22 protein-coding genes are annotated in these 21,070 nt (G+C 32.4%); 18 read left to right on the top strand and 4 right to left on the bottom strand.

The window, feature by feature from the left end:
• Window positions 1-27: 27 nt before the first annotated feature.
• Window positions 28-843 carry a 2,3,4,5-tetrahydropyridine-2,6-dicarboxylate N-succinyltransferase gene (locus ACIQ66_RS10400; protein ID WP_396212732.1) on the bottom strand — a complete coding sequence of 272 codons (816 nt, stop codon included), beginning with the start codon at window positions 841-843 and terminating at the stop codon, window positions 28-30.
• A gap of 111 nt (window positions 844-954) precedes the next feature.
• Here ACIQ66_RS10400 and ACIQ66_RS10395 point away from each other — a divergent pair, with 111 nt between their 5' ends.
• The 9 genes from ACIQ66_RS10395 to ACIQ66_RS10355 all read left to right on the top strand — a co-directional run bounded on the left by ACIQ66_RS10395 (window position 955) and on the right by ACIQ66_RS10355 (window position 6,489).
• The gene (locus ACIQ66_RS10395) at window positions 955-1,392 is read left to right on the top strand and encodes an META domain-containing protein (RefSeq protein ID WP_396212731.1); all 438 of its coding nucleotides are present in this window, start codon (window positions 955-957) and stop codon (window positions 1,390-1,392) included.
• 93 nt (window positions 1,393-1,485) lie between these two features.
• Window positions 1,486-1,629, top strand: a complete 144-nt coding sequence (locus ACIQ66_RS10390; protein ID WP_396212730.1) for a hypothetical protein — start codon at window positions 1,486-1,488, stop codon at window positions 1,627-1,629.
• A gap of 219 nt (window positions 1,630-1,848) precedes the next feature.
• Window positions 1,849-2,268, top strand: coding sequence for a Holliday junction resolvase RuvX (gene ruvX, locus ACIQ66_RS10385; protein WP_396212729.1), 420 nt, complete (start codon window positions 1,849-1,851; stop codon window positions 2,266-2,268).
• Between the two features lie 6 nt (window positions 2,269-2,274).
• Window positions 2,275-2,484 (top strand): HAD family hydrolase, encoded by a 210-nt coding sequence (locus ACIQ66_RS10380; protein WP_396212741.1) that lies wholly within the window; start codon window positions 2,275-2,277, stop codon window positions 2,482-2,484.
• A gap of 103 nt (window positions 2,485-2,587) precedes the next feature.
• The gene (def, locus tag ACIQ66_RS10375; protein ID WP_396212728.1) at window positions 2,588-3,175 is read left to right on the top strand and encodes a peptide deformylase; all 588 of its coding nucleotides are present in this window, start codon (window positions 2,588-2,590) and stop codon (window positions 3,173-3,175) included.
• A gap of 112 nt (window positions 3,176-3,287) precedes the next feature.
• Window positions 3,288-3,809, top strand: coding sequence for a DUF5606 domain-containing protein (locus tag ACIQ66_RS10370; protein WP_396212727.1), 522 nt, complete (start codon window positions 3,288-3,290; stop codon window positions 3,807-3,809).
• Between the two features lie 79 nt (window positions 3,810-3,888).
• On the top strand, window positions 3,889-4,662 hold the full coding sequence (gene mazG / locus ACIQ66_RS10365; RefSeq protein ID WP_396212726.1) for a nucleoside triphosphate pyrophosphohydrolase: 774 nt from the start codon (window positions 3,889-3,891) through the stop codon (window positions 4,660-4,662).
• Window positions 4,663-4,736: 74 nt separating this feature from the next.
• Window positions 4,737-6,185 (top strand): APC family permease, encoded by a 1,449-nt coding sequence (locus tag ACIQ66_RS10360; protein ID WP_396212725.1) that lies wholly within the window; start codon window positions 4,737-4,739, stop codon window positions 6,183-6,185.
• A gap of 100 nt (window positions 6,186-6,285) precedes the next feature.
• The gene (locus ACIQ66_RS10355) at window positions 6,286-6,489 is read left to right on the top strand and encodes an antibiotic biosynthesis monooxygenase family protein (RefSeq protein ID WP_396212724.1); all 204 of its coding nucleotides are present in this window, start codon (window positions 6,286-6,288) and stop codon (window positions 6,487-6,489) included.
• Window positions 6,490-6,491: 2 nt separating this feature from the next.
• Here the strand turns inward: ACIQ66_RS10355 and ACIQ66_RS10350 are convergent, their stop codons facing one another.
• On the bottom strand, window positions 6,492-7,172 hold the full coding sequence (locus tag ACIQ66_RS10350; protein WP_396212723.1) for a Crp/Fnr family transcriptional regulator: 681 nt from the start codon (window positions 7,170-7,172) through the stop codon (window positions 6,492-6,494).
• Window positions 7,173-7,278: 106 nt separating this feature from the next.
• Between ACIQ66_RS10350 and ACIQ66_RS10345 the strand changes: the two genes are divergently transcribed.
• The 8 genes from ACIQ66_RS10345 (at window position 7,279) to ACIQ66_RS10310 (ending at window position 16,081) form a co-directional block, all read left to right on the top strand.
• Window positions 7,279-9,660, top strand: coding sequence for a heavy metal translocating P-type ATPase metal-binding domain-containing protein (locus ACIQ66_RS10345; RefSeq protein WP_396212722.1), 2,382 nt, complete (start codon window positions 7,279-7,281; stop codon window positions 9,658-9,660).
• A 76-nt stretch (window positions 9,661-9,736) separates the two neighbouring features.
• On the top strand, window positions 9,737-9,931 hold the full coding sequence (gene ccoS, locus ACIQ66_RS10340) for a cbb3-type cytochrome oxidase assembly protein CcoS (RefSeq protein WP_396212721.1): 195 nt from the start codon (window positions 9,737-9,739) through the stop codon (window positions 9,929-9,931).
• 2 nt (window positions 9,932-9,933) lie between these two features.
• Window positions 9,934-12,108, top strand: coding sequence for a cytochrome-c oxidase, cbb3-type subunit I (gene ccoN / locus ACIQ66_RS10335; protein WP_396212720.1), 2,175 nt, complete (start codon window positions 9,934-9,936; stop codon window positions 12,106-12,108).
• A gap of 3 nt (window positions 12,109-12,111) precedes the next feature.
• On the top strand, window positions 12,112-12,279 hold the full coding sequence (locus tag ACIQ66_RS10330; RefSeq protein WP_396212719.1) for a CcoQ/FixQ family Cbb3-type cytochrome c oxidase assembly chaperone: 168 nt from the start codon (window positions 12,112-12,114) through the stop codon (window positions 12,277-12,279).
• A 29-nt stretch (window positions 12,280-12,308) separates the two neighbouring features.
• Entirely contained in the window at window positions 12,309-13,256 is a 948-nt protein-coding gene (locus ACIQ66_RS10325) for a cbb3-type cytochrome c oxidase N-terminal domain-containing protein (protein ID WP_396212718.1), read from the top strand.
• A 79-nt stretch (window positions 13,257-13,335) separates the two neighbouring features.
• Complete coding sequence (ccoG, locus tag ACIQ66_RS10320) at window positions 13,336-14,760, top strand: cytochrome c oxidase accessory protein CcoG (protein ID WP_396212717.1); 1,425 nt, start codon at window positions 13,336-13,338, stop codon at window positions 14,758-14,760.
• 12 nt (window positions 14,761-14,772) lie between these two features.
• Window positions 14,773-15,219 carry a FixH family protein gene (locus ACIQ66_RS10315; protein ID WP_396212716.1) on the top strand — a complete coding sequence of 149 codons (447 nt, stop codon included), beginning with the start codon at window positions 14,773-14,775 and terminating at the stop codon, window positions 15,217-15,219.
• Window positions 15,220-15,376: 157 nt separating this feature from the next.
• Window positions 15,377-16,081 carry a sulfite exporter TauE/SafE family protein gene (locus ACIQ66_RS10310; RefSeq protein WP_396212715.1) on the top strand — a complete coding sequence of 235 codons (705 nt, stop codon included), beginning with the start codon at window positions 15,377-15,379 and terminating at the stop codon, window positions 16,079-16,081.
• 359 nt (window positions 16,082-16,440) lie between these two features.
• Here ACIQ66_RS10310 and ACIQ66_RS10305 read toward each other — a convergent pair whose 3' ends face one another.
• A complete protein-coding gene (locus tag ACIQ66_RS10305; RefSeq protein WP_396212714.1) occupies window positions 16,441-17,601 on the bottom strand; it encodes a glycoside hydrolase family 19 protein in 1,161 nt (386 codons plus the stop codon).
• 395 nt (window positions 17,602-17,996) lie between these two features.
• On the bottom strand, window positions 17,997-19,046 hold the full coding sequence (locus tag ACIQ66_RS10300) for an alpha/beta hydrolase (RefSeq protein ID WP_396212713.1): 1,050 nt from the start codon (window positions 19,044-19,046) through the stop codon (window positions 17,997-17,999).
• Between the two features lie 186 nt (window positions 19,047-19,232).
• Between ACIQ66_RS10300 and ACIQ66_RS10295 the strand changes: the two genes are divergently transcribed.
• Complete coding sequence (locus ACIQ66_RS10295) at window positions 19,233-20,978, top strand: hypothetical protein (protein WP_396212712.1); 1,746 nt, start codon at window positions 19,233-19,235, stop codon at window positions 20,976-20,978.
• Window positions 20,979-21,070 lie beyond the last annotated feature (92 nt).

Below are 21,070 nucleotides of genomic sequence, written 5' to 3'. Positions count from 1 at the left end.
GATTATTTAAAGTTGTTATCAAATAGCCTAAACCGCTACATCATACTCTCTCAAAGCATCATTCAACGAAGTTTTCAAATCGGTTGATGGTTTGCGTTGTCCAATTATTAATGCACACGGAACTTGAAAGTCGCCAGCAGCAAATTTTTTAGTATAACTTCCCGGAATCACAACAGAACGAGCAGGAACGTAGCCTTTATACTCAACAGGTTCATTTCCTGTAACATCTATTATTTTGGTTGAAGCTGTTAAGCAAACATTGGCTCCAAGTACAGCTTCTTTTTCTACACGAACACCTTCTACAACAATACATCTTGAACCAATAAAAGCGCCATCTTCAATAATAACTGGTGCAGCTTGCAATGGTTCTAAAACACCACCAATTCCAACGCCACCAGAAAGGTGAACATTTTTGCCAATCTGAGCACAACTTCCTACGGTTGCCCATGTATCGACCATCGTGCCTTCATCTACATAAGCTCCAATATTTACATAACTAGGCATCATAATTACACCTTTTGAAATGTAAGCGCCATAACGAGCAACTGCTGGTGGTACAACACGAATTCCTTTTTCGGCATATCCTGTTTTTAAAAGCATTTTGTCGTGGTATTCAAAAATACCAACTTCATGTGTTTCCATTTTTTGAATTGGAAAATACATAACTACGGCTTTCTTAACCCATTCGTTCACTTGCCAACCTTTATCTGTTGGTTCAGCTACTCTAAGTTTTCCATTGTCTAGTAAATAAATTACTTCTTTTATAGTGTTTATTGTAATTTCTTCTTTCAATAATTCTCGGTTTTCCCAAGCTTTTTCTATCGCCGATTGTAAATTGTTCATGATTGTTCTATTTTGAATTGCAAAGATAATTTATTTTATAAAGAAATAGGTATGGTTTTTGTCATTTCAAAACGGAAACAATTACTTTTGTTAAAAATCAAATATAAAAAAATGAAGAATATTTCAATGTTATTTTTTGCTCTAATTATGGTAAGTTGCAGTAATAAAACAATTAATAAAAATGAAAAATCTAAAGAAGTGATAACCAATATAGATTCAGAAATTTTGTTTAAAACCAAATGGAAATTGATTGAATTAAGAGGAAATAAAATGGAGAATACTAAATTCACTCTTGAATTTTTTGAAGAAAATCAATTTTCAGCTTTTGCTGGTTGTAATAATTTAGGCGGAAACTACAAAGTTGAGAACACTTTTAAAATCACTTTTTCCAAAGTTATTTCAACTAGGATGGCATGTGAAGATATGAAAACTGAACAAGAGTTTTCTAAAGTACTCGAAATGACCGATAACTTTATTTTAGATGGAAAAATTCTTTCTCTAAACAAAGGAAAAATGACATTATTAGCAAGATTTGAATTGATAAAATAGTAAAGTTTTTTTCTATATTTGTATAAACAATTTCATCATGGAAACAATAAAAATTGAATGTCAGCCTAACGTTAGAACTAAAATTTTGAGTTTTTGAGTTCTTTTTCAGAAAAAGAATGTAAAGTTGTTACTGAAGATTCTAGTTTTATTGAAAATAAAAGAAAATTAGATGTTTCATTAGAAAAAATAAATAATGGAACGGCTAAATTTTATTCTATTGATGAAGTTGATTCCTAGTTGGATGATGTAATTTCTAAATATGAGAATTAGAATTGAAGAAGACTTTTTGTTTGCATTAGAAAACCAAGTTCATTTCATTACAAAAAATCTTTTTACTATGACGATGAATCGATAAGAGATTATGTTTTTAAAGGATATGTCTCTGTTTATAAAATAGATTATGATGCAGAACTTGTTACCATTTTTGGTTTCATCAAATATAAAGAATCACTCTAAATGCCAAGAATACTAGCCATAGATTACGGACTAAAACGCACTGGAATTGCCGTAACCGACGATTTTCAAATAATTGCATCTGGATTGACCACAATTCCATCAGAAACGGCGATTACTTTTCTTAAAGATTATTTTTCTAAAGAAAATGTTGCCAAAGTTATTATAGGTGAGCCTAAACAAATGAACGGTCAACCTTCTGAGAGTACTGAAGTAATTGAGAAGTTTGTGTCCAAATTACAAAAAGAATTTCCCGAGATAAAAGTAGAACGCGTTGACGAACGTTTTACATCCAAAATGGCTTTCCAAACCATGATTGACAGTGGATTGAAAAAAAAACAGCGTCAAAACAAAGCCTTGATTGACGAAATTGCAGCCACAATTATGCTTCAAGATTATTTATTGCGATTTAAAATCGTTTAAAAAAAAATTCAAGATAAAATAAAACTAGCTATTTCAAATATAGAAACGATGGTTTTTGGCGATTTTATTAACGATTTAGAAATGATGGAAACCACCGAATTTAGTTTTGCCATGAAAAATGCACACAAAGATGTCGTCAAAATTTCTAATTATAAGACTGATTTTGATTATAATACTTATGGTGTAAGGCAAACAATTGAGAAATACTTGTTGTAAATGAATAGTTTGAGATAAGTTATTGATTCACTAATCTAAAAAAATAATTACTTTTGCCAAAATTCTGAATTCAAAATTCTGAATTCATAAATCAGAAATCAAAATGATACTACCAATAATAGGCTATGGCGATCCAGTTTTAAGAAAAATAGGCGAAGAAATTTCGGCTGATTATCCTAATCTTACCGAAATCATAGACAATATGTATGAAACAATGTACAATGCTTATGGTGTTGGATTAGCAGCACCTCAAATTGGACTAGCTATACGTTTATTTGTTATCGATACCGAACCTTTTAGCGATAGCAAAGATTTGACTTTAGAAGAACAAGCATTGTTAAGCACTTTTAAAAGAACGTTCATCAATGCCAAAATACTACAAGAAGAAGGTGAGGAATGGGGTTTTAACGAAGGTTGCTTGAGTATTCCAGATGTGCGCGAAGATGTATTCCGTAAAGAGAAAATCACTTTGGAGTATTATGACGAGAATTTTAAGAAGAAAACAGAAGTTTTTGATGGATTAATCGCCAGAGTTATTCAACATGAATACGACCATATTGAAGGAATTTTGTTTACTGATTTGATTTCGACTTTAAAGAAAAAATTGATCAAAAATAAACTGCAAAATATCATTGATGGTAAAGCCCGTCCTGATTACAGAATGCGTTTTTGCAATAAAAAAGGAAGATAAAAAAAATAAATTGCAGATTGCAGATTAAAGATTTCAGAAATTTTATTATTGATATTGATATTGAAATTGAACTTTTATAATATATTTGTCACCGCATAAAAATACAAGTAAAATGAATGTAGAAAAAATATTAGCCATTTCAGGGAAACCTGGTTTATACGAATTAAAAGTTCAAACCCGTTCAGGATTAGTCGCAGAATCAATGATAGATGGAAAAAAAATCACGGTTGGACTGAGAAGCAATGTGAGTTTGTTATCTGAAATTTCTATGTACACCCATAGTGAAGAAAAGCCTTTAGTTAAAATTATGCGAGCAATTGCAGTAAAAGAAAACGAAGGTCCAGCCATTTATCATAAAGAAGACAATGATAAACTAATCGCATATTTTAAACAAATTGTACCAGATTATGATGAAGATAGAGTATATGCTTCAGATATCAAAAAAGTATTAAATTGGTACAATATGCTTCAAGCAAAAGGTATGGTTTCTAAAGAAGAGCCAAAAATTGAAAATGCTGAATCTATCAAAGAACAAGTGGTAGAAGAAGTTAAAGTCAAAAAAGAAACAAAAAAAGAAGCTAAAACAGAAAAGGCTGAAAAAGTTGAAAAACCGAAAGCTAAAACTAAAAAATAGTTAATTACTTTTTTATAAATAGAAATCCTATTGCACAATTTGAGTAATAGGATTTTTTATTTTTACAAAAATCAAAATCATGAACTCACGCCAACAACAACTCGATGCTTTCAATAGATTATTAAATATTATGGACGATTTGCGTGCCAAATGTCCTTGGGATAAAAAACAGACAATTGAAAGCCTTCGCCATTTAACCATTGAAGAAACATACGAATTGGGCGATGCCATTTTGAATAATGATTTGCAAGAAATCAAAAAAGAATTGGGTGATTTGTTGTTACATATTGTTTTTTATGCCAAAATAGGAAGCGAAACCAATGATTTTGATATGGCCGATGTTTGCAATGAAATTTGTGATAAACTAATTCATCGTCATCCACATATTTACGGAGATGTTGAGGTTGCTGATGAAGAAGAAGTGAAGCAAAATTGGGAAAAACTGAAACTAAAAGAAGGTAAAAAATCGGTTTTAGAAGGAGTTCCAAAAGGTTTACCAGCATTAGTAAAAGCCTCTAGAATTCAGGATAAAGTAAAAGGTGTCGGATTTGATTGGGAAGAACCACATCAGGTTTGGGATAAAGTTCAGGAAGAATTACAAGAACTTCAAGTTGAGGTTGCTTCAGGACATCAAGACAAAATTGAAGCTGAATTTGGCGACGTATTATTCTCAATGATAAACTATGCAAGATTCTTGAAAGTCAATCCAGAAGATGCTTTAGAACGAACTAATAAAAAATTTATCAAGCGTTTTCAATACCTCGAAAGCAAAGCAGGCGAACTCGGAAAACCATTAATGGATATGACGTTAGCCGAAATGGATGTTTTTTGGAATGAGGCGAAGAAGTTGTAACTACAATATTTTATAATTCATTTGATTATTTAAAAATACTTATATTTGAAAACTAACCAACCAAAAACTAACCAATGTCAGAAGTAAAACACGAATTAAAACGTTCCTTAGGATTAATTGATGCCACAAGTATTGTTGCAGGTTCCATGATTGGATCTGGAATATTTATAGTTACAACACAAATGGCAAAAGATGTAGGTTCGGCTGCATGGATTTTGGTAATTTGGTTGGTCACTGGTTTACTTACAATGAGTGCAGCATTGAGTTATGGTGAATTAGCAGGAATGATGCCTAATGCTGGCGGACAATTTGTGTACATTCAACGTGCTTATGGAAAATTAGCATCGTTTCTATATGGTTGGACCGTTTTTACTGTTATTCAAACTGGCGTAATCGCAGCTGTTGCGGTTGCTTTTGCCAAGTATTCGGCAGTATTTTTTCCGGTTTTAGATACCGAACTTATAAAAATTGGCGATAGTTTTGTTTTTACCAACAAGCAAATTTTAGCCATGGCTAGTATATTATTATTAACTTATATAAATACTAGAGGAGTTAAAACAGGTAAATCAATTCAATTATTTTTTACTTCAACCAAATTGATTGCTCTTTTTGCATTAATTATTTTAGGATTGTATGTTGGTTTAAAAACGGATGTTTTATCCAACAATTTTGCAAATATGTGGGATGCCTCAAAAACCGTAGTAAATCCAGACGGAAGTATTACTGTTACAAAATTAGTCGGAATAGGTTTAATAGGAGCAATGGGTGCTACAATTATAAACTCACTTTTTTCAAGTGATGCTTGGAATAATGTTACTTTTATTGCTGGCGAAATTAAAGATCCTAAAAAGAACATTCCACGAAGTTTATTTTTAGGAACTTTAATCGTAACTATCATTTATTTATTAGCCAACGTAGCTTATTTGACTTTACTTCCAATAAATGGAACTCCCGATTCAGGTAGTGTTTTTGGAGACGGAATCATGTTTGCCAGCGAAGATAGAGTAGGAACTGCTGCAGCCAATATGATTATGGGAAATATTGGTGTTTTTGTGATGGCTGGATTGATTATGATTTCAACTTTTGGGTGTAATTCAGGGTTAATTTTATCTGGTGGAAGATTGTTTTATGCTATGGCAAAAGACAACTTGTTTTTTAAAGAAGCTGGAGATTTAAACGATAAAGATGTACCAGCAAGAGCACTTTGGTTACAATGTTTATGGGCTTGTTTACTTTGTATTTCTGGTAAATATGGTGATTTACTTACTTATGCCACCTTTGCATCGCTTTTGTTTTATATACTAACTATCTATGGAATTTTTATTTTAAGAAAAAAAGAACCTAATGCTGAGCGACCTTATAAAGCATTTGGTTATCCTGTTATTCCAATTTTGTATATTGTTGTAACCGCTTTAATTTGTATCTCTTTATTGATTTATGATACTAAAAGTACTGGTTTAGGACTTTTTATCGTGGCATTAGGAATACCAGTATATTATTTATTTTTGAATAAAAAAGAGTAAAATGGAATTGCCTTATTACGCCGTAATTTTTACTTCAATAAGAACAGATATTGACGAAAATTATTCCGAAAAGGCTTCTAAAATGGTTGAATGAGCTCAATTGCACGAAGGTTTTCTCGGAGTTGAATCTGCCAGAAATGATATAGTAATAACAGTTTCTTATTGGAAATCACTCGAAGCTATCAAAAATTGGAAACAAAATCTTGATCATCTTGACGCTCAGCAATTGGGAGTTTCAAAATGGTATGAAAAATATACAGTAAGAATAGCTTTGGTTGAAAAAGAATATAGTTTTGAAAAATAAAGCTATTCCGAAATTCTTTTCAATTTATTTCTGTCTAGAATAGCAATCTTTTTTCCAACCAATTCAATTAAACCACTTTTGTTAAATTCAGATAGTAATCTAATGCAGCTTTCGGTTGCAGTTCCAATCATTCCAGCTAATTCTTCACGTGATAATTGAATGTGTAAAGTACCATCTTCGCTTTTGCCAAAATTATCTTCAAGATATAATAAGGTTTCAGCTAGTCGTTCTTTTACATTTTTTTGCGCTAACGAAACCATGTGGTCATCTGCCTCTTTCAAGTCGCCACAAATGGTTTTCATAACATTCATAGAAAATTGATTATTTTCATTGAAAAATCCCATAATTTCATTCTTCGGAATAAAACAAACTTCCATATCCTCTAAAGCAACAGCACTCAAGTTGGCAGGTTCCTCGCTAATCATTGAACGTTGACCTAATAATTCGCCAGGTTTGACCAATTTTACAATTTGATCTTTTCCATTGGCACTTAACTTCGATAATTTGCAAATACCATCTTTAATGCAAAAAACACCTTTGGTAATTTCACCTTCTTCAAAAATTGGTTCGCCTTTTTTTATGGTATAAGAAACTTTACAATCAGCCATTTTTAAAAGGTCATCTTTATTCAATGCTTTTAACGAACTAAATTGTCTCACAATACATTGTTCACACTTACTCATATCATTTTATCGATTATTCATTGCAAATATACCTATTGTATGACAAATATCATATTTTAAAATTAAGTATTGTTTAACCTTTGTAGTAGGTAAAATGAGCAAATTTATGGACGCAACAAATTGTTTCCATTGTGGTAATGAAATAATAAAAAAAGACGAGGTTATCTTTGATAATAAAAGTTTCTGTTGCAACGGTTGTAAAACTGTTTACGAGATTTTTAGTCAAAATGATATGACTTGTTATTACGATTTTCAATCGGCACCTGGTGCTACTCCACAAGATATTCAAGGAAAATATACGTTTTTAGACAATCAAGATATTGTCAGCAAATTAGTAGAATTTGAAGACGGAACGACTACTATTGTTTCGCTTTACATTCCGCATATTCATTGTAGTTCGTGCATTTGGATATTAGAAAATCTTCAACGATTGGATGCAGGTATTGGAACCTCTCAAGTTAATTTTGGAGAAAAGAAAGTACGTGTAAATTACAATCCAGATAAAACTTCTTTGAGAAAAATCGTTGAAATGTTGAGTTCTATTGGTTATGAACCTTATATTTCATTAGAAAATTTTGATGAAGGAAAGAAAAATGTTGATAGAAGTTTACTCTATAAAATAGGAGTAGCGTTTTTCTGTTTCGGAAATATCATGTTGCTCTCATTTCCCGAATATTTTGAAGTCAACGAATTTTGGATTAACCAATACCGCGGATTTTTTCGTTGGCTGATTTTTGCTTTGTCATTGCCAGCTTTTATTTATTCGGCAAGTGGCTATTATGTTTCGGCTTGGAAAAGTATCAAATCGGGAATGTTAAATATTGATATTCCGATTGCTCTAGGAATTGTGGTAATGTTCGTCAGAAGTACCGTTGATATTATTTTCGATTTCGGTCAAGGCTTTTTCGATAGCATGTGCGGATTGATTTTCTTTATGCTTTTAGGAAAATTGTTTCAAACCAAAACCTACGATTTTCTTTCTTTTGAAAGAGATTATAAATCATATTTTCCAATTGCAATTACCAAAGTTTTGCCAAATGGCACAGAAGAAGCCGTTCAGGTTTATGATATTGCAAAAGGCGATAGATTATTGATAAGAAATCAAGAATTAATTCCGGTTGATGGGATTTTGATTTCAGAAAAAGCATCCATCGATTATAGTTTTGTGACTGGCGAAGAAGTGTCTGTTGCCAAAAAATCGGGCGACAAAATTTTTGCAGGCGGAAAACAATTAGGTAAAGTAATTGAAATGGAAGTGTTGTTTTCGGTTTCAAATAGCTATTTAACTCAACTATGGAGTAATGATGTTTTTCAAAAAAGAGTAGATCAAAAGCACAAATCGGTTACCGATACAATCAGTCGTTATTTTACACCAGCCTTATTAGGATTGTCAATCGTCTCTTTTTTATATTGGATATTTATTGATACTTCAACTGCTTTTAATGTTTTTACAGCAATTCTAATTGTGGCTTGTCCGTGTGCTTTGGCATTGACAGCACCTTTTACACTTGGAAACGTTTTACGAATTCTAGGAAATCGAAAATTTTATTTAAAAAATGCTATTGTTGTTGAACAATTAGCCAAAGTAGATAGTATTGTTTTTGATAAAACGGGAACAATTACCACTAATAAAAAAACCTCCATTACTTATGAAGGTGATGCCTTAAATGATTTTGAATTAAAATTAGTAAAAAATGTACTAAGAGGATCCAATCATCCATTAAGCAGAAGATTGTATGAGTATATTCCAAATCAGGATAAAATAGATACTTCCAGCTTTGAGGAAATAATAGGCAAAGGAATTTTTGCCGAAATTGATGGTAATATTGTAAAGTTAGGCTCGTCTCAATTTCTTAAGACCATGACTGAAAACACGCATAAAAAGACAAAAATACACGTCGAAATTAATGGTATATATAAAGGAAGCTATGTTTTTACCAATCAGTACAAACCCGGAATAGAAAAGCTTTTTGAAAATTTAGCAAAGAAGTATGATTTATATGTTTTGTCTGGTGATAATGATGGCGAACGAAAAATTTTAGAAAAGTTGTTGCCAAGTTCTGTGAATTTGGTATTCAATCAAAAACCAGAACAAAAACTTGAATATATAGATAGCCTACAAAAGCAAGGAAAAAATGTTATGATGGTAGGTGATGGGTTAAATGATTCTGGAGCATTAGCACAAAGTAATGTTGGAATTTCAATTTCAGAAAACGTGAATGTTTTTTCGCCAGCATGTGATGGAATTTTGGATGCGTCACAATTTGATAGAATTGCTTTCTTTTTGAGATACTCTAAAAATGCAATGAAAACCATCTACATGAGTTTTGGTTTGTCATTACTCTATAATGTTGTTGGATTGAGTTATGCTGTTACGGGAAATTTATTGCCAATTGTAGCAGCTATCATTATGCCATTGAGTACAATTACCATTGTTAGTTTTGTAACGATTATGAGTAATGTTTTCGCAAGTAGAAAATATTTTTAACAAAACATTCTGATGTGATAAATATCATATTTTATAAATAAAGGGTAAAGTAATTTTGTTAACACAAATTTAAGGTATGAGTGTCATTTATCTATTAATATCAATAAGTATAGTCTTAGCAGTTGCTTTCTTGTATGCTTTTATTAGAGCAGTAAGGAGTGGTCAATTTGATGATGACTATACCCCATCAGTCAGAATACTTTTTGACGATGAACTTATCAAAGAAAATAATAAAAATCAAATACAAATAACAGAAGAAAAACAAGTTTAATTATGGACAAGCAACAATTTTATTACGACAACAAAATTGTAAGAAACTTTATCTACGCTAGCATCGTTTTTGGTGTGGTAGGTATGTTAGTAGGGCTACTTCTAGCCTTTATGTTTTTATTTCCAAACATGACGAGCGGAGTTTCGTTTTTAAGTTTTGGTAGATTAAGACCTTTACATACCAACGCGGTAATTTTTGCCTTTGTTGGAAATGCAATGTTTGCTGGGGTTTATTACTCAATGCAACGTTTATTAAAAGCTAGAATGTTTAGCGATTTACTAAGCAAAATCCACTTTTGGGGTTGGCAGTTAATAATTGTTGCTGCGGCTATAACATTACCATTAGGGTTTTCAACCTCTAAAGAATATGCTGAGTTAGAATGGCCAATTGATATAGCTATTGCATTAATTTGGGTTGTATTTGGTATCAACATGATCGGAACCATTATTAAAAGAAGAGAACGTCATATTTATGTAGCAATCTGGTTTTACATTGCTACTTTTGTTACTGTTGCAGTTCTTCATATTTTTAATAGTTTGGAATTACCTGTATCTGCTATGAAATCGTACTCAGTTTATGCTGGTGTTCAAGATGCTTTAGTTCAATGGTGGTATGGTCATAATGCGGTTGCATTTTTCTTGACAACACCTTTCTTAGGAATGATGTACTATTTTGTTCCAAAAGTGGCAAACAGACCTGTTTATTCATATAGACTCTCTATCATTCACTTTTGGTCATTAATTTTCTTATATATTTGGGCTGGACCGCACCACTTATTATATACTGCATTACCTGATTGGGCTCAAAATCTTGGAGTTGTATTCTCTGTAATGTTAATTGCTCCATCTTGGGGTGGTATGATCAACGGATTGTTAACACTTCGTGGTGTTTGGGATAAAGTTCGTACAGATTCAGTATTAAAATTCTTTGTAGTAGCAATTACGGGTTACGGTATGGCAACTTTTGAGGGTCCAATGTTATCTCTTAAAAATGTAAATGCTATTGCTCACTTTACTGACTGGATTATTGCTCACGTTCACGTTGGTGCATTAGCATGGAACGGATTTATGTCTTTCGGTATAATATATTGGTTGATTCCTCGCATGATGAATACCAAATTATACTCTGAAAAATTAGCTAATTTTCATTTCTGGATTGGTACTTTGGGTATTATTTTTTATGCACTTCCAATGTATGTTGCTGGTTTTATGCAGGCTTCTATGTGGAAACAATTTAAACCAGATGCTGGTAGCTTACAATATGGTAACTTCTTAGAAACTGTTACTCAATTAATGCCGATGTATTGGATGAGAGCTATTGGTGGTACTTTATTCTTAGTTGGTTTATTGGTATTATGTTACAATATAATTATGACTGTTAAACAAGGCGGTGCGGTTGAAAATGAATTAGCAGAAGCTCCGGCATTATCAGAAATTAGTAAAAACAGATTAAAAGGTGAGAAATGGCATGCTTGGTTAGAAAGAAAACCAGTTCAATTTATGTTGTTATCTACGGTTGCTATCTTAATTGGTGGCTTAGTTCAGATTTTGCCTACTATTTTAGTAAAATCAAATATCCCTACTATAGCAGCAGTAAAACCATATACACCACTTGAATTGCAGGGTAGAGATTTATATATCCGTGAAGGCTGTGTAGGTTGTCACTCTCAAATGATTCGTCCTTTTCGTTCAGAAGTTGAGCGTTATGGTGAATATTCTAAAGCGGGCGAATTTGTTTATGATCATCCATTCTTGTGGGGTTCTAAACGAACTGGTCCAGATTTGGCTAGAGAAGGTGTAAAAGGAAAACCTTTCAACGGTGGTAGAGATAATGTATGGCATTTTAATCACTTCTATGATCCACAAAGTATTTCTCCGGGTTCAATAATGCCTAGATACCAATGGTTAGTTCAAGACAAATTGGATAACTCATTAGTTCAAGCTAAAATGGAAGCGATGGTTACACTAGGCGTTCCATATTCTACTGAAGATATTGCTAATGCTCTAAAAGTTATTGATGAACAAGCAAGTGCTATCGAAAAAACATTATTGGCTAATACTGAGATTAAAAAATCTTTTGAAGGCTCAATTGTTCCATTAAAAGATAGAGAGATTATTGCACTTATTTCTTATATGCAACGTTTAGGGACTGATATTCAAGTAAAAGATAAAAAATAAGTCATGTTAAAATTCGTAAAACAAAATTTGGAAACAATTGATGGAGTATCTATTTACCCTATCATATCACTAGGAATCTTTTTTACAGCTTTTGTACTATACACCGTTTGGGCATTTACATATAGCAAAGAAAGAATCAAAGAAATGAGTAATCTTCCATTAAACGACTAGTTAATTTCAATACATAAAAGTTTAAAATAATGAAAAAAATAATTCCATCATACATAAGAGTTCCACTGATATTTGCATTTGTATTTGCAGCTTTGGAATTTTTCATCGACTCAGGCGATAGACCTGCGTTTATAAAGTTTCCAATGGTTTCTTTATTCCTAATTGTCTTCTTATTTTTATTAATTGCAATTGAAATAGTAGTTAATGCTGTCGATAAAGTTACTTATCATTTATTAACAGATAATCAGAAAAAACAATTAGAAGATGCTCAATCAATTCCATTTACCGAAAGTAAATTCTACCAAGGTATTATGAGCAAGCTTACTCGTTCAAAATCTGTAGAACAAGAAGCAGATGTAATGTTAGACCACGATTACGACGGTATTAGAGAGTTAGACAATGTATTGCCTCCATGGTGGGTAAATCTGTTTTATGCTACTATCATATTTGCATTTGTATATCTAGTTCGTTTCCATGTTATGGGCGACTATACACAAGCTCAAGAGTTTGACAAAGAAGTAGAACTAGCAACTATCGAAATTGCTAAAAATGCTACTACCGCTCCAGATGATATGAGTATCGATAAAGTAACGCTATTAACTGATGCTGAAAGTATTGCTAAAGGAAAAGAAATTTATACTAATACATGTATTGCTTGTCATAAGATTGATGGTGGTGGTTCTGTAGGACCAAATTTAACAGACGAATTCTGGATTAACGGTGGAGGCATTAAAAACGTTTTTAAAGTTATTTCTGAAGGAAGTCCAAATAACCCTTCAATGGTAGCTTGGAAAAACACCTTGAAACCAACAGATATTCAAAAAATTTCAAGTTATGTTTTAAGTCTTCAAGGTTCTAAACCAGCAGGCGGAAAAGAAGCTGAAGGTGAAAAATGGGTTGAAGATGCAGCTCCAAATGTAAACACTGCAGTGACAGCAAAAGATAGTACAAAAATAGCTGAGGTTCCACCAAAATAATAAAAAAACGAAAAGGTTTTGAGGTTTCTCAAAATCTCTTCAAAATTTACACGGTATTTTCCGATTAATAGAAGTCAAAATGTCAACAAATAATTTACCAAAAGAGAATTTTAGAGATTCAATTTCAACAATTGATAAAACAGGGAAAAGAGCATTTATTTTCCCCAAAATTCCGGTTGGAAGATTTTACGATAAGAGAAAACTCTTAAGTTACCTTTTATTAGCTTTTTTACTAAGTGCTCCATTTATCAAAATAAATGGTAATCAGTTCTTGCTTTTCAATATACTTGAAAGAAAATTCACTATTTTTAGTTTTCCTTTTTGGCCTCAAGATTTCCATCTTTTTGTAATCTCTATGATTATTGGAGTAGTGGGATTGGCTCTTTTTACTGTTGCTTTTGGTCGAATTTTTTGTGGTTGGTTTTGTCCTCAAACTATTTTTATGGAAATGGTTTTCCGTAGAATCGAATTTTGGATTGACGGTGACAGAGCCCAACAAATGCGTTTGGCAAAACAATCTTGGGATGACGAAAAAATTAGAAAACGTTTGACCAAATGGGTTGTCTTTTTCATCATTTCATTTATAATCGCAAATGTATTTTTGGCTTATTTAATAGGAAGTGACGAATTAATTACCTTTATCAAAGAAGGACCAGCTCAAAACCAAAGTACACTTATTGCATTGTTAATTTTTACTGGCGTATTCTATTTCATCTATGCTTGGTTTAGAGAACAAGTTTGTATCATTGCTTGTCCTTATGGAAGAATGCAAGGTGTTTTGTTGGACAATAAAACCCTAAATGTTGCTTACGACTATGTACGTGGTGAAGGCGAAACTGGTAGAGCTAAATTTAATAAAAATGAAGATAGAGCTGCATCTGGAAAAGGCGATTGTATCGATTGCAAAGTATGTGTTCACGTTTGCCCAACAGGTATCGATATAAGAAATGGAACGCAACTAGAATGTATCAACTGTACTGCTTGTATCGACGAATGTGATACAATCATGGAGAAAGTTGGATTGCCTAAAGGGTTAATTCGCTATGCAAGTGAAAACGAAATCGTTAAGAAAGAAAAATTCAGATTAACAATAAGAATGAAAGGCTATATTGCTGTATTGACAATATTGATAGGTTTTTTCATCGGAATGCTTTTCTTGCGAAACGATGTAGAAGCTACTATTTTGCATATGCCTGGACAATTGTTTCAACATGAAGGAAAAAATATTACTAATATTTATAACTATAAAATTATTAATAAAACCGATGGTGCTTTTAACAATGTAACTTTCAAATTAGTTGATCCTAAAGGTGAAATTATATTAGTCGGAAGTCCATTTGTTAAAGTTTCAAAACAAGGAATGACGCAAGGAACTATGTTTGTAAAAATCCTTGAATCTAAACTTAAAGGTGAAAAAGTTGTATTGAAAATTGAAGTTTATAACAATTATAAGCTTATTGAATCAGCAACCACTAACTTTGTTGGTCCAAGAAATTTTAATTAAAAAATAGAAAACATGAAAATTAATTGGGGAACATCAATAGTAATTGCATTTGCATTGTTTATAACGTTTATATTATATTTTGTTTTCAAAGTTCAATCGAATCCAAAATATGATAATGAGCTTGTAACCGAAGAATATTATAAAAAAGAGTTGGTTTACTCCAAACAAATGGAAAAAGAGCAAAATGCTGCTGATATGATTGTAAATGTTTTGGTTTTCAGAACAAATGAAGGCATTGTTATTGTCTTTCCTGCCACTATTGATATTGCCAAAATAAAAGGAAAAGTGTCCTTATATAGACCGTCTAACCAAAAGCTCGATTTCGAAGTTCCTATTTCGTTATCAAGTCCACATTTGCTCATACCTAAAAGTAATCTGGCTAGCGGTCTTTGGGACATTTCTGTCGATTGGACTTACGATGGTAAGGAATTTCTAAAAAAAGAAAAAATAAATTACTAAGAGTTTAAACCATTGAGAAAGTTTAGAAAATTAAGTAAAACTCTTAATGAACTTAATTCTCTTAATGGTATAAAAAAAGAACAAAATATATCCAAAATAATTACCTGTAAAATGACATTTGTAATCTTCTATATCACCAATAATTACTAACTTTAGTATGTTAATTTCAGCTTTGGTTTTCGGTTTGATTAGCAGTTTGCATTGCATAGGAATGTGCGGACCAATCGCTATGATGCTACCTGTAGATCACAAAAACCCGACTAAAAAAGCCATTCAGATTTTAACATACCATCTAGGAAGATTAACAGCCTATGCAACATTAGGTTTGCTCTTTGGATTACTAGGAAAAGGATTGTACTTAGCAGGAATGCAACAACGCATGTCGATAGTTGTGGGAATAATGATGATTTTGTTAGTTTTAATTCCCGAAAGAGTTTTTGCTAAGTACAATTTTTCAAGACCGATTTATAAACTAATTTCTAGTATTAAATCTAACTTGGGTAACCAGTTTAAACGCAAGACACCCGATGCTTTGTTTACCATTGGACTACTCAACGGATTTTTACCTTGCGGATTGGTTTACGCAGCACTTTTTGGCGCTATTGCTATGCAAAATGCCCTTTTAGGAGTTTCCTATATGTTGCTTTACGGACTTGGAACTATACCACTAATGAGTGCAGTGGTTTATATAAGCAACTTTTTATCGGTGCCGATACGAAGCAAATTGAAAAAAATAATACCTATTGTAACCATTGTAATTGGCTTGTTATTTATTTTTAGAGGATTAGGACTTGACATTGCGTATCTGTCGCCGGGCAACTTAGATTTGTTTGTGCAAGCAGAAGCCAATTGTCATAATTAGTAACCAAAAAATTAGAAATAAAATGGAAAGACATGATTTGCTCCACGAGTTTCCTGAATACCTAGAAAAATTAAATCTACTATAAGAAAATGATATACATTTTAAAGATTTATTTTATGAATTCCACAAAGTAGATAGCGAAGTACCTCTTTAATACCTGGTGAACAAGTAGCCATAAACTAGAATAAAAATGAACTAAAAACAAAATTACTACACCTTAAACATGAAATTTATGCTATACTAAACAAGTAGCATTAGAACTGAAAAACCGCTTAAGAGTTATTTTTTTTGAAGCGGTTTTATTTAATTTTTTATAAAAAAAATAACTTATTTTAGATTTGTTCATTACTATACTTGTCTTAATTGTTTATAATAACACGACTTATATAAACACTGCCTCCAGAATAAATTTTAATGAAATAAAGACCCTGATTATAATGATAAATAGTAAACTCATGCTTCTTCGATCCTACACTTTTAGAATATAATATCATTCCTAATGAATTAATTAGTTCTATTTTCTGAATCTCTGAAGAATGACTAATATTCAATAATTCAGAAGTTGGATTTGGATAAATCATTAAGTCATCTATTTCAAACTCTGAAGTATTTAATATATCACTTATGGAGCAGTTTTGATAATCTTGCATTGCATTTGAAGTAGATTCATAGCAAAGAGTAGAATAATTTCCCTCATCTTCCAAACTTATTTGGTTAGTTGTTAGACCCATAATACTTAAATAATACTTATATAGTTCTGATCTTAATACAACCTTTTCTGTAAATGCAGCTGAAGAGAATGTTCTGCATTCAAGACCGCCATTTATAATATTGTTTGTGTGTGCAAAACCTTTTTTATACATTATACTAGAGGTGTAAGTACCCAGTTGCGGGTCAAACAAGTCATGCATTACTTGATGGCAAGAAGGTTTTGGACATTGTGGCATCATCCAAAACCAAATAGCTGACTTAAAAGCTAATTTTCCATCTTGTTGAAGCAGATTTGGATTATTTAATAACACATTAATGTCATTATATAAAAACTTACTAAACTGACCATAATTGTAGTTCCACGATAATTGTATTGGTCCTCTGCCATAATATCCAACGGATGGATTTGGGGGATAGTTTGGGTGTGGTTGCGAATATGCACCAGCAGAATTGGCACTTGTATATCCTATCTCGTGAACAAAATACAATCCCCATTGTGCATAATCACCTCCTGTCCCGCCACCTATAGGCATTTGCCAACCTCCTGTTGTTTCCTTTGAAATATTAGCTAAAAAAGCACCTAATTCTCGTTTATTATTTAAGTCCGAAGATCTATTCACAAAATGCTCAAAATCAACATTTATAATTGTTTCAGTTGTGGTATTGGAATGCCACCATGACTCAACATCTGAATAAATGTAGCTTTGATTAGTTGATTTTCTTGTTATAGTTATCAATTGACCCCAAACGCCTTCTTTTAATCTAATTTGCACTAAATAATCAGACATTTCATTAATTGCCTGAATCAAATTATTGTAAGAATAAAAGTCAGTTGTATATCCTTGTGGGTGAATACCAAATGTTCCTGCTCTCTTTGGAAACAGAGAATTCCATTGAGCCGCAGTTATAAGGTTTGCTGGGTTGTTATTTTGAGATAAGCAATTTAGATTAATGCTTATAAATAGGATTATAAATAAAATCTGTAGGTGCTTGGTTTTTTTCATTTTCAAAAATATAATAATTGGCTATTCAACTATTTAAAGCAAATTTGTTAGTTATTAAGTCAATATCAAAAATAGTATTTTATGTTTAAAATCAGACTAATTTTAGAATAACTTTTTTAGATTTTAGAAGAAGTCAAAACTTTAATTCAGCAAAATGTTTTCTGTCAATAACCAAGCCTATCAATTTCTTGCAACAGCTTTTAGTGGCTGGTATTTTTATTTAGCGACTTAATAAACTCGTCTACATATTGCAGTAATTGTTGCAATGCTGTTTCTTCTATTGGATAGTGTCCGCCGTCTTTTAGAATTTTTATAGAGAACGGTGCTTTAATTCCTTTCATTGAAATTTCACTTAAACGCAACGGTGTCCAATCATCTTTTTCAGGTTGTGTTAAAAGAATGGGACATTTGTCAAATTCTGTAACAGGAATAGGTAATTTGTAATGTGTATAATCATATAAAAATTGAAGCTGAACACTTGCGCCTGCCGATGCTTTGTCTTTCAGTAAAATAGCTAACGCATTTTTATTATTTACAAGAAGATTCATTTTAGAAACGACTTTCATTGGTAATTTGATTCGTTTGAAACCAATTTTGTTCAAAAACCCCATTACGGGAAATGCGAACCAATTGGACCAACCAAATTTTGCTGTCTCTATTCCTACAGTTTTGTTATCATTTTTTAGAAAGCACATTCCGACAATACCATGAACTTCATCCATAAAACAAGCTGAATTGTAGCAAATCATTCCGCCTGCACTTAGTCCGTAAAGAACAGGTTTTTTGTAATCTCGTTTAGTTTCTGAATTCACAAAGTCGGCAAAGCAATGTATCCAATCATCATAAGTAATATCTTTTTGATTTACTTCTGTCATTCCATAGCCCAAGTTATCTATAGCAACAACATCATAACCCAATTCGGCTAACTTATGTCCCAAAATCATATTCATTTGTCTGCCGTTTGTACCAACACCGTGATGCAAGAAAACCCGATATTCCGCATTTGGATTTGGATAGCGGTCAAGATGTATTTTGTTTCCTTTCCAATCCCATAATTCTTCATGTGGAAGATTGTTTTCTTTGATTTGAAAATCTGCAGGAAGCAAAGCATTTATTTGTTTCCAAGCCTTGTTTGATTGATACGATTTCATTACCATTTCTGTCTTTATTGTTTGTAAATCTGAGTTTTGTGCCTTAACTTTTAGAAGGCCGAAAACTATAAAAGCAAAGATAACTACTTTCTTAGTCATTGTAATTGTCATTTTCATTGTCATTTGTTAATATTTTCATACTCATCAACTTGAAGCAAAGCCATGCCGTTAACAATAAACTCTAGTTTTTTTAACATATGTTTTATACAATAATGTTTTTTTATTTTTATTATTATGTTAGTTTTGCAAAAATATTTAAAATAACTAAAACGAAAACCAAATATAATGGGTGATAATTTACTTTTTAAAATCGTTCAATCATCAATTTTTCTACTTTTCCTTACAAGTTTAGATATGAATGCTCAAGTAGGGATTGGTACAACAGATCCAACAGCTGCGCTTGATGTTACTTCAACCAATGATGGGTTTTTAGTGCCACGTGTTGCATTAACAGGCAGAACATCAGCAAGTCCATTGACTTCACCAACTACATCGGAAATGGTATATAATACCGCCACTGTAGCAGATGTAGTACCCGGTTTTTATTATTGGGATGGGACAAAATGGGTTCCTCTTTTGTTTGGAGATTCAAGTAGTTGGGAAATGTCTGGAAATTCAGGGACTACAGCGGGAACTAATTTTATAGGAACTACTGATGCGGTAGATTTTGTAACAAAAACAAACAATACCGAAAAAATGCGAGTTACAAGTGCTGGTAATATAGGAATCGGAACTCCTTCGCCAGCAAATAAATTAGAAATCACACAAGGCACCGCAGGAAATTCGGGATTACGATTTACAAATTTAAACTCGTCAAGTACAGCTAACACAGCTGCTAGTAAAGTTTTAGGATTAAATAGTACAGGTGATGTTATTTTAACGAATGTACCTGGTACTCAAAATATTGTTGATTTCTCAACGGCAAATCCTAATTCAGGCAGTCCTGTTTTTACGCCAAATACACCTTCTGATGAATCTGTAGTTTATCAATCTGCAGTTGATAATAGTTTATGGACGTATAATGGAACTTCTTATGTAACGTATATTCCACCATCAACTACTGCTTGGTTCACTGCTGGAACAACAAATGATGCTGGAAATAGTAAAACTTCAAATATTTATAGAACGGGTAATGTGGGTATTGGTCCAACAGTACCAGCAACAAGATTACATATCCAAGGAATTCAAGCAACATTAGGCGCTAATGCTGGTGCAACAATGTTACGAATGTCTAGACCAACCTGGTCAGGTTTTAAATGGGGGAGTACTGCACAGTTTAATTTAGGGACTTATGATGATGGGGTTAGTCCTGTTAATTCAAAATCTAGATTGGATTTGGTTTTAGCTAATGTTGATGAATCGCTATCAACTACACCAACAATGACTTGGTTAGGAAATGGAAATGTAGGGATTAATAACACCGCTCCAAGTGCTCCATTAGTAGTTCAAGGAGTGTCAGGAACAGGAACTTTGAAATTAATAGCTCCTGTTGTTAATAGCTCTGGTGATAACTGGTGGATGGGTTTTGGTCATGGAACTACATCTAATGATGCGAATGACAGAGCTAGAATTGGCGTTGATATTTTGACTGGTGGTGCTGGACGTTTGTTTTTTACCACTGGTACCTCTGGTTCACAAACTAGAGCTATGTTTATTGATCAAACTCAACGAGTAGGTATTGGAACATCATCTCCTACCTCAAGATTAGAGGTTAATGGTTCGGCAACTAATTCCACTGCTCATAATAATGGTGGCGCAAATGCTATAGCTTTTTCTCTAAGTAATTTAGCGTACACCTCATTAAGTGCACAATCATTTAACCTTACAGGTATGAAAGACGGGGGAACCTATACATTAGCGGTTCAGGGCACAACTTCTGGAATTTCTTCGTTTATGGGTGTAAATCCTTCGGGAACTGCATTTGTCTTTAAATCTATTAATAATGGAACAACCATTGCAGGAAAAGACACTTTATATACTTTTGTTGTAATGGGAACAACGGTTTATGTTTATATGGCAACTGGTTTTTAAGCTATGAAAAAAAGTATAGTACTTCTGTTTATTGTTTTTCAATCATTTGTTCAGGCACAAGTGGTTGGAACGCCTTATGTAACCCCTCCAGT

The organism is Flavobacterium sp., assembly GCF_044377315.1.
GTDB lineage: Bacteria > Bacteroidota > Bacteroidia > Flavobacteriales > Flavobacteriaceae > Flavobacterium.
Note: the sequence above shows the minus strand (reverse complement) of the source record. Positions and strands in the feature narration are given on the sequence as shown.

Bases quoted from the DNA above. Each gene is read 5' to 3' on its own strand.
- ACIQ66_RS10400 (WP_396212732.1), bottom strand. From the start codon at position 843: ATGAACAATTTACAATCGGCGATAGAAAAAGCTTGGGAAAACCGAGAA.
- ACIQ66_RS10395 (WP_396212731.1), top strand. From the start codon at position 955: ATGAAGAATATTTCAATGTTATTTTTTGCTCTAATTATGGTAAGTTGC.
- ruvX (WP_396212729.1), top strand. From the start codon at position 1,849: ATGCCAAGAATACTAGCCATAGATTACGGACTAAAACGCACTGGAATT.
- def (WP_396212728.1), top strand. From the start codon at position 2,588: ATGATACTACCAATAATAGGCTATGGCGATCCAGTTTTAAGAAAAATA.
- ACIQ66_RS10370 (WP_396212727.1), top strand. From the start codon at position 3,288: ATGAATGTAGAAAAAATATTAGCCATTTCAGGGAAACCTGGTTTATAC.
- mazG (WP_396212726.1), top strand. From the start codon at position 3,889: ATGAACTCACGCCAACAACAACTCGATGCTTTCAATAGATTATTAAAT.
- ACIQ66_RS10360 (WP_396212725.1), top strand. From the start codon at position 4,737: ATGTCAGAAGTAAAACACGAATTAAAACGTTCCTTAGGATTAATTGAT.
- ACIQ66_RS10350 (WP_396212723.1), bottom strand. From the start codon at position 7,172: ATGAGTAAGTGTGAACAATGTATTGTGAGACAATTTAGTTCGTTAAAA.
- ACIQ66_RS10345 (WP_396212722.1), top strand. From the start codon at position 7,279: ATGGACGCAACAAATTGTTTCCATTGTGGTAATGAAATAATAAAAAAA.
- ccoS (WP_396212721.1), top strand. From the start codon at position 9,737: ATGAGTGTCATTTATCTATTAATATCAATAAGTATAGTCTTAGCAGTT.
- ccoN (WP_396212720.1), top strand. From the start codon at position 9,934: ATGGACAAGCAACAATTTTATTACGACAACAAAATTGTAAGAAACTTT.
- ACIQ66_RS10330 (WP_396212719.1), top strand. From the start codon at position 12,112: ATGTTAAAATTCGTAAAACAAAATTTGGAAACAATTGATGGAGTATCT.
- ACIQ66_RS10325 (WP_396212718.1), top strand. From the start codon at position 12,309: ATGAAAAAAATAATTCCATCATACATAAGAGTTCCACTGATATTTGCA.
- ccoG (WP_396212717.1), top strand. From the start codon at position 13,336: ATGTCAACAAATAATTTACCAAAAGAGAATTTTAGAGATTCAATTTCA.
- ACIQ66_RS10315 (WP_396212716.1), top strand. From the start codon at position 14,773: ATGAAAATTAATTGGGGAACATCAATAGTAATTGCATTTGCATTGTTT.
- ACIQ66_RS10310 (WP_396212715.1), top strand. From the start codon at position 15,377: ATGTTAATTTCAGCTTTGGTTTTCGGTTTGATTAGCAGTTTGCATTGC.
- ACIQ66_RS10300 (WP_396212713.1), bottom strand. From the start codon at position 19,046: ATGACTAAGAAAGTAGTTATCTTTGCTTTTATAGTTTTCGGCCTTCTA.
- ACIQ66_RS10295 (WP_396212712.1), top strand. From the start codon at position 19,233: ATGGGTGATAATTTACTTTTTAAAATCGTTCAATCATCAATTTTTCTA.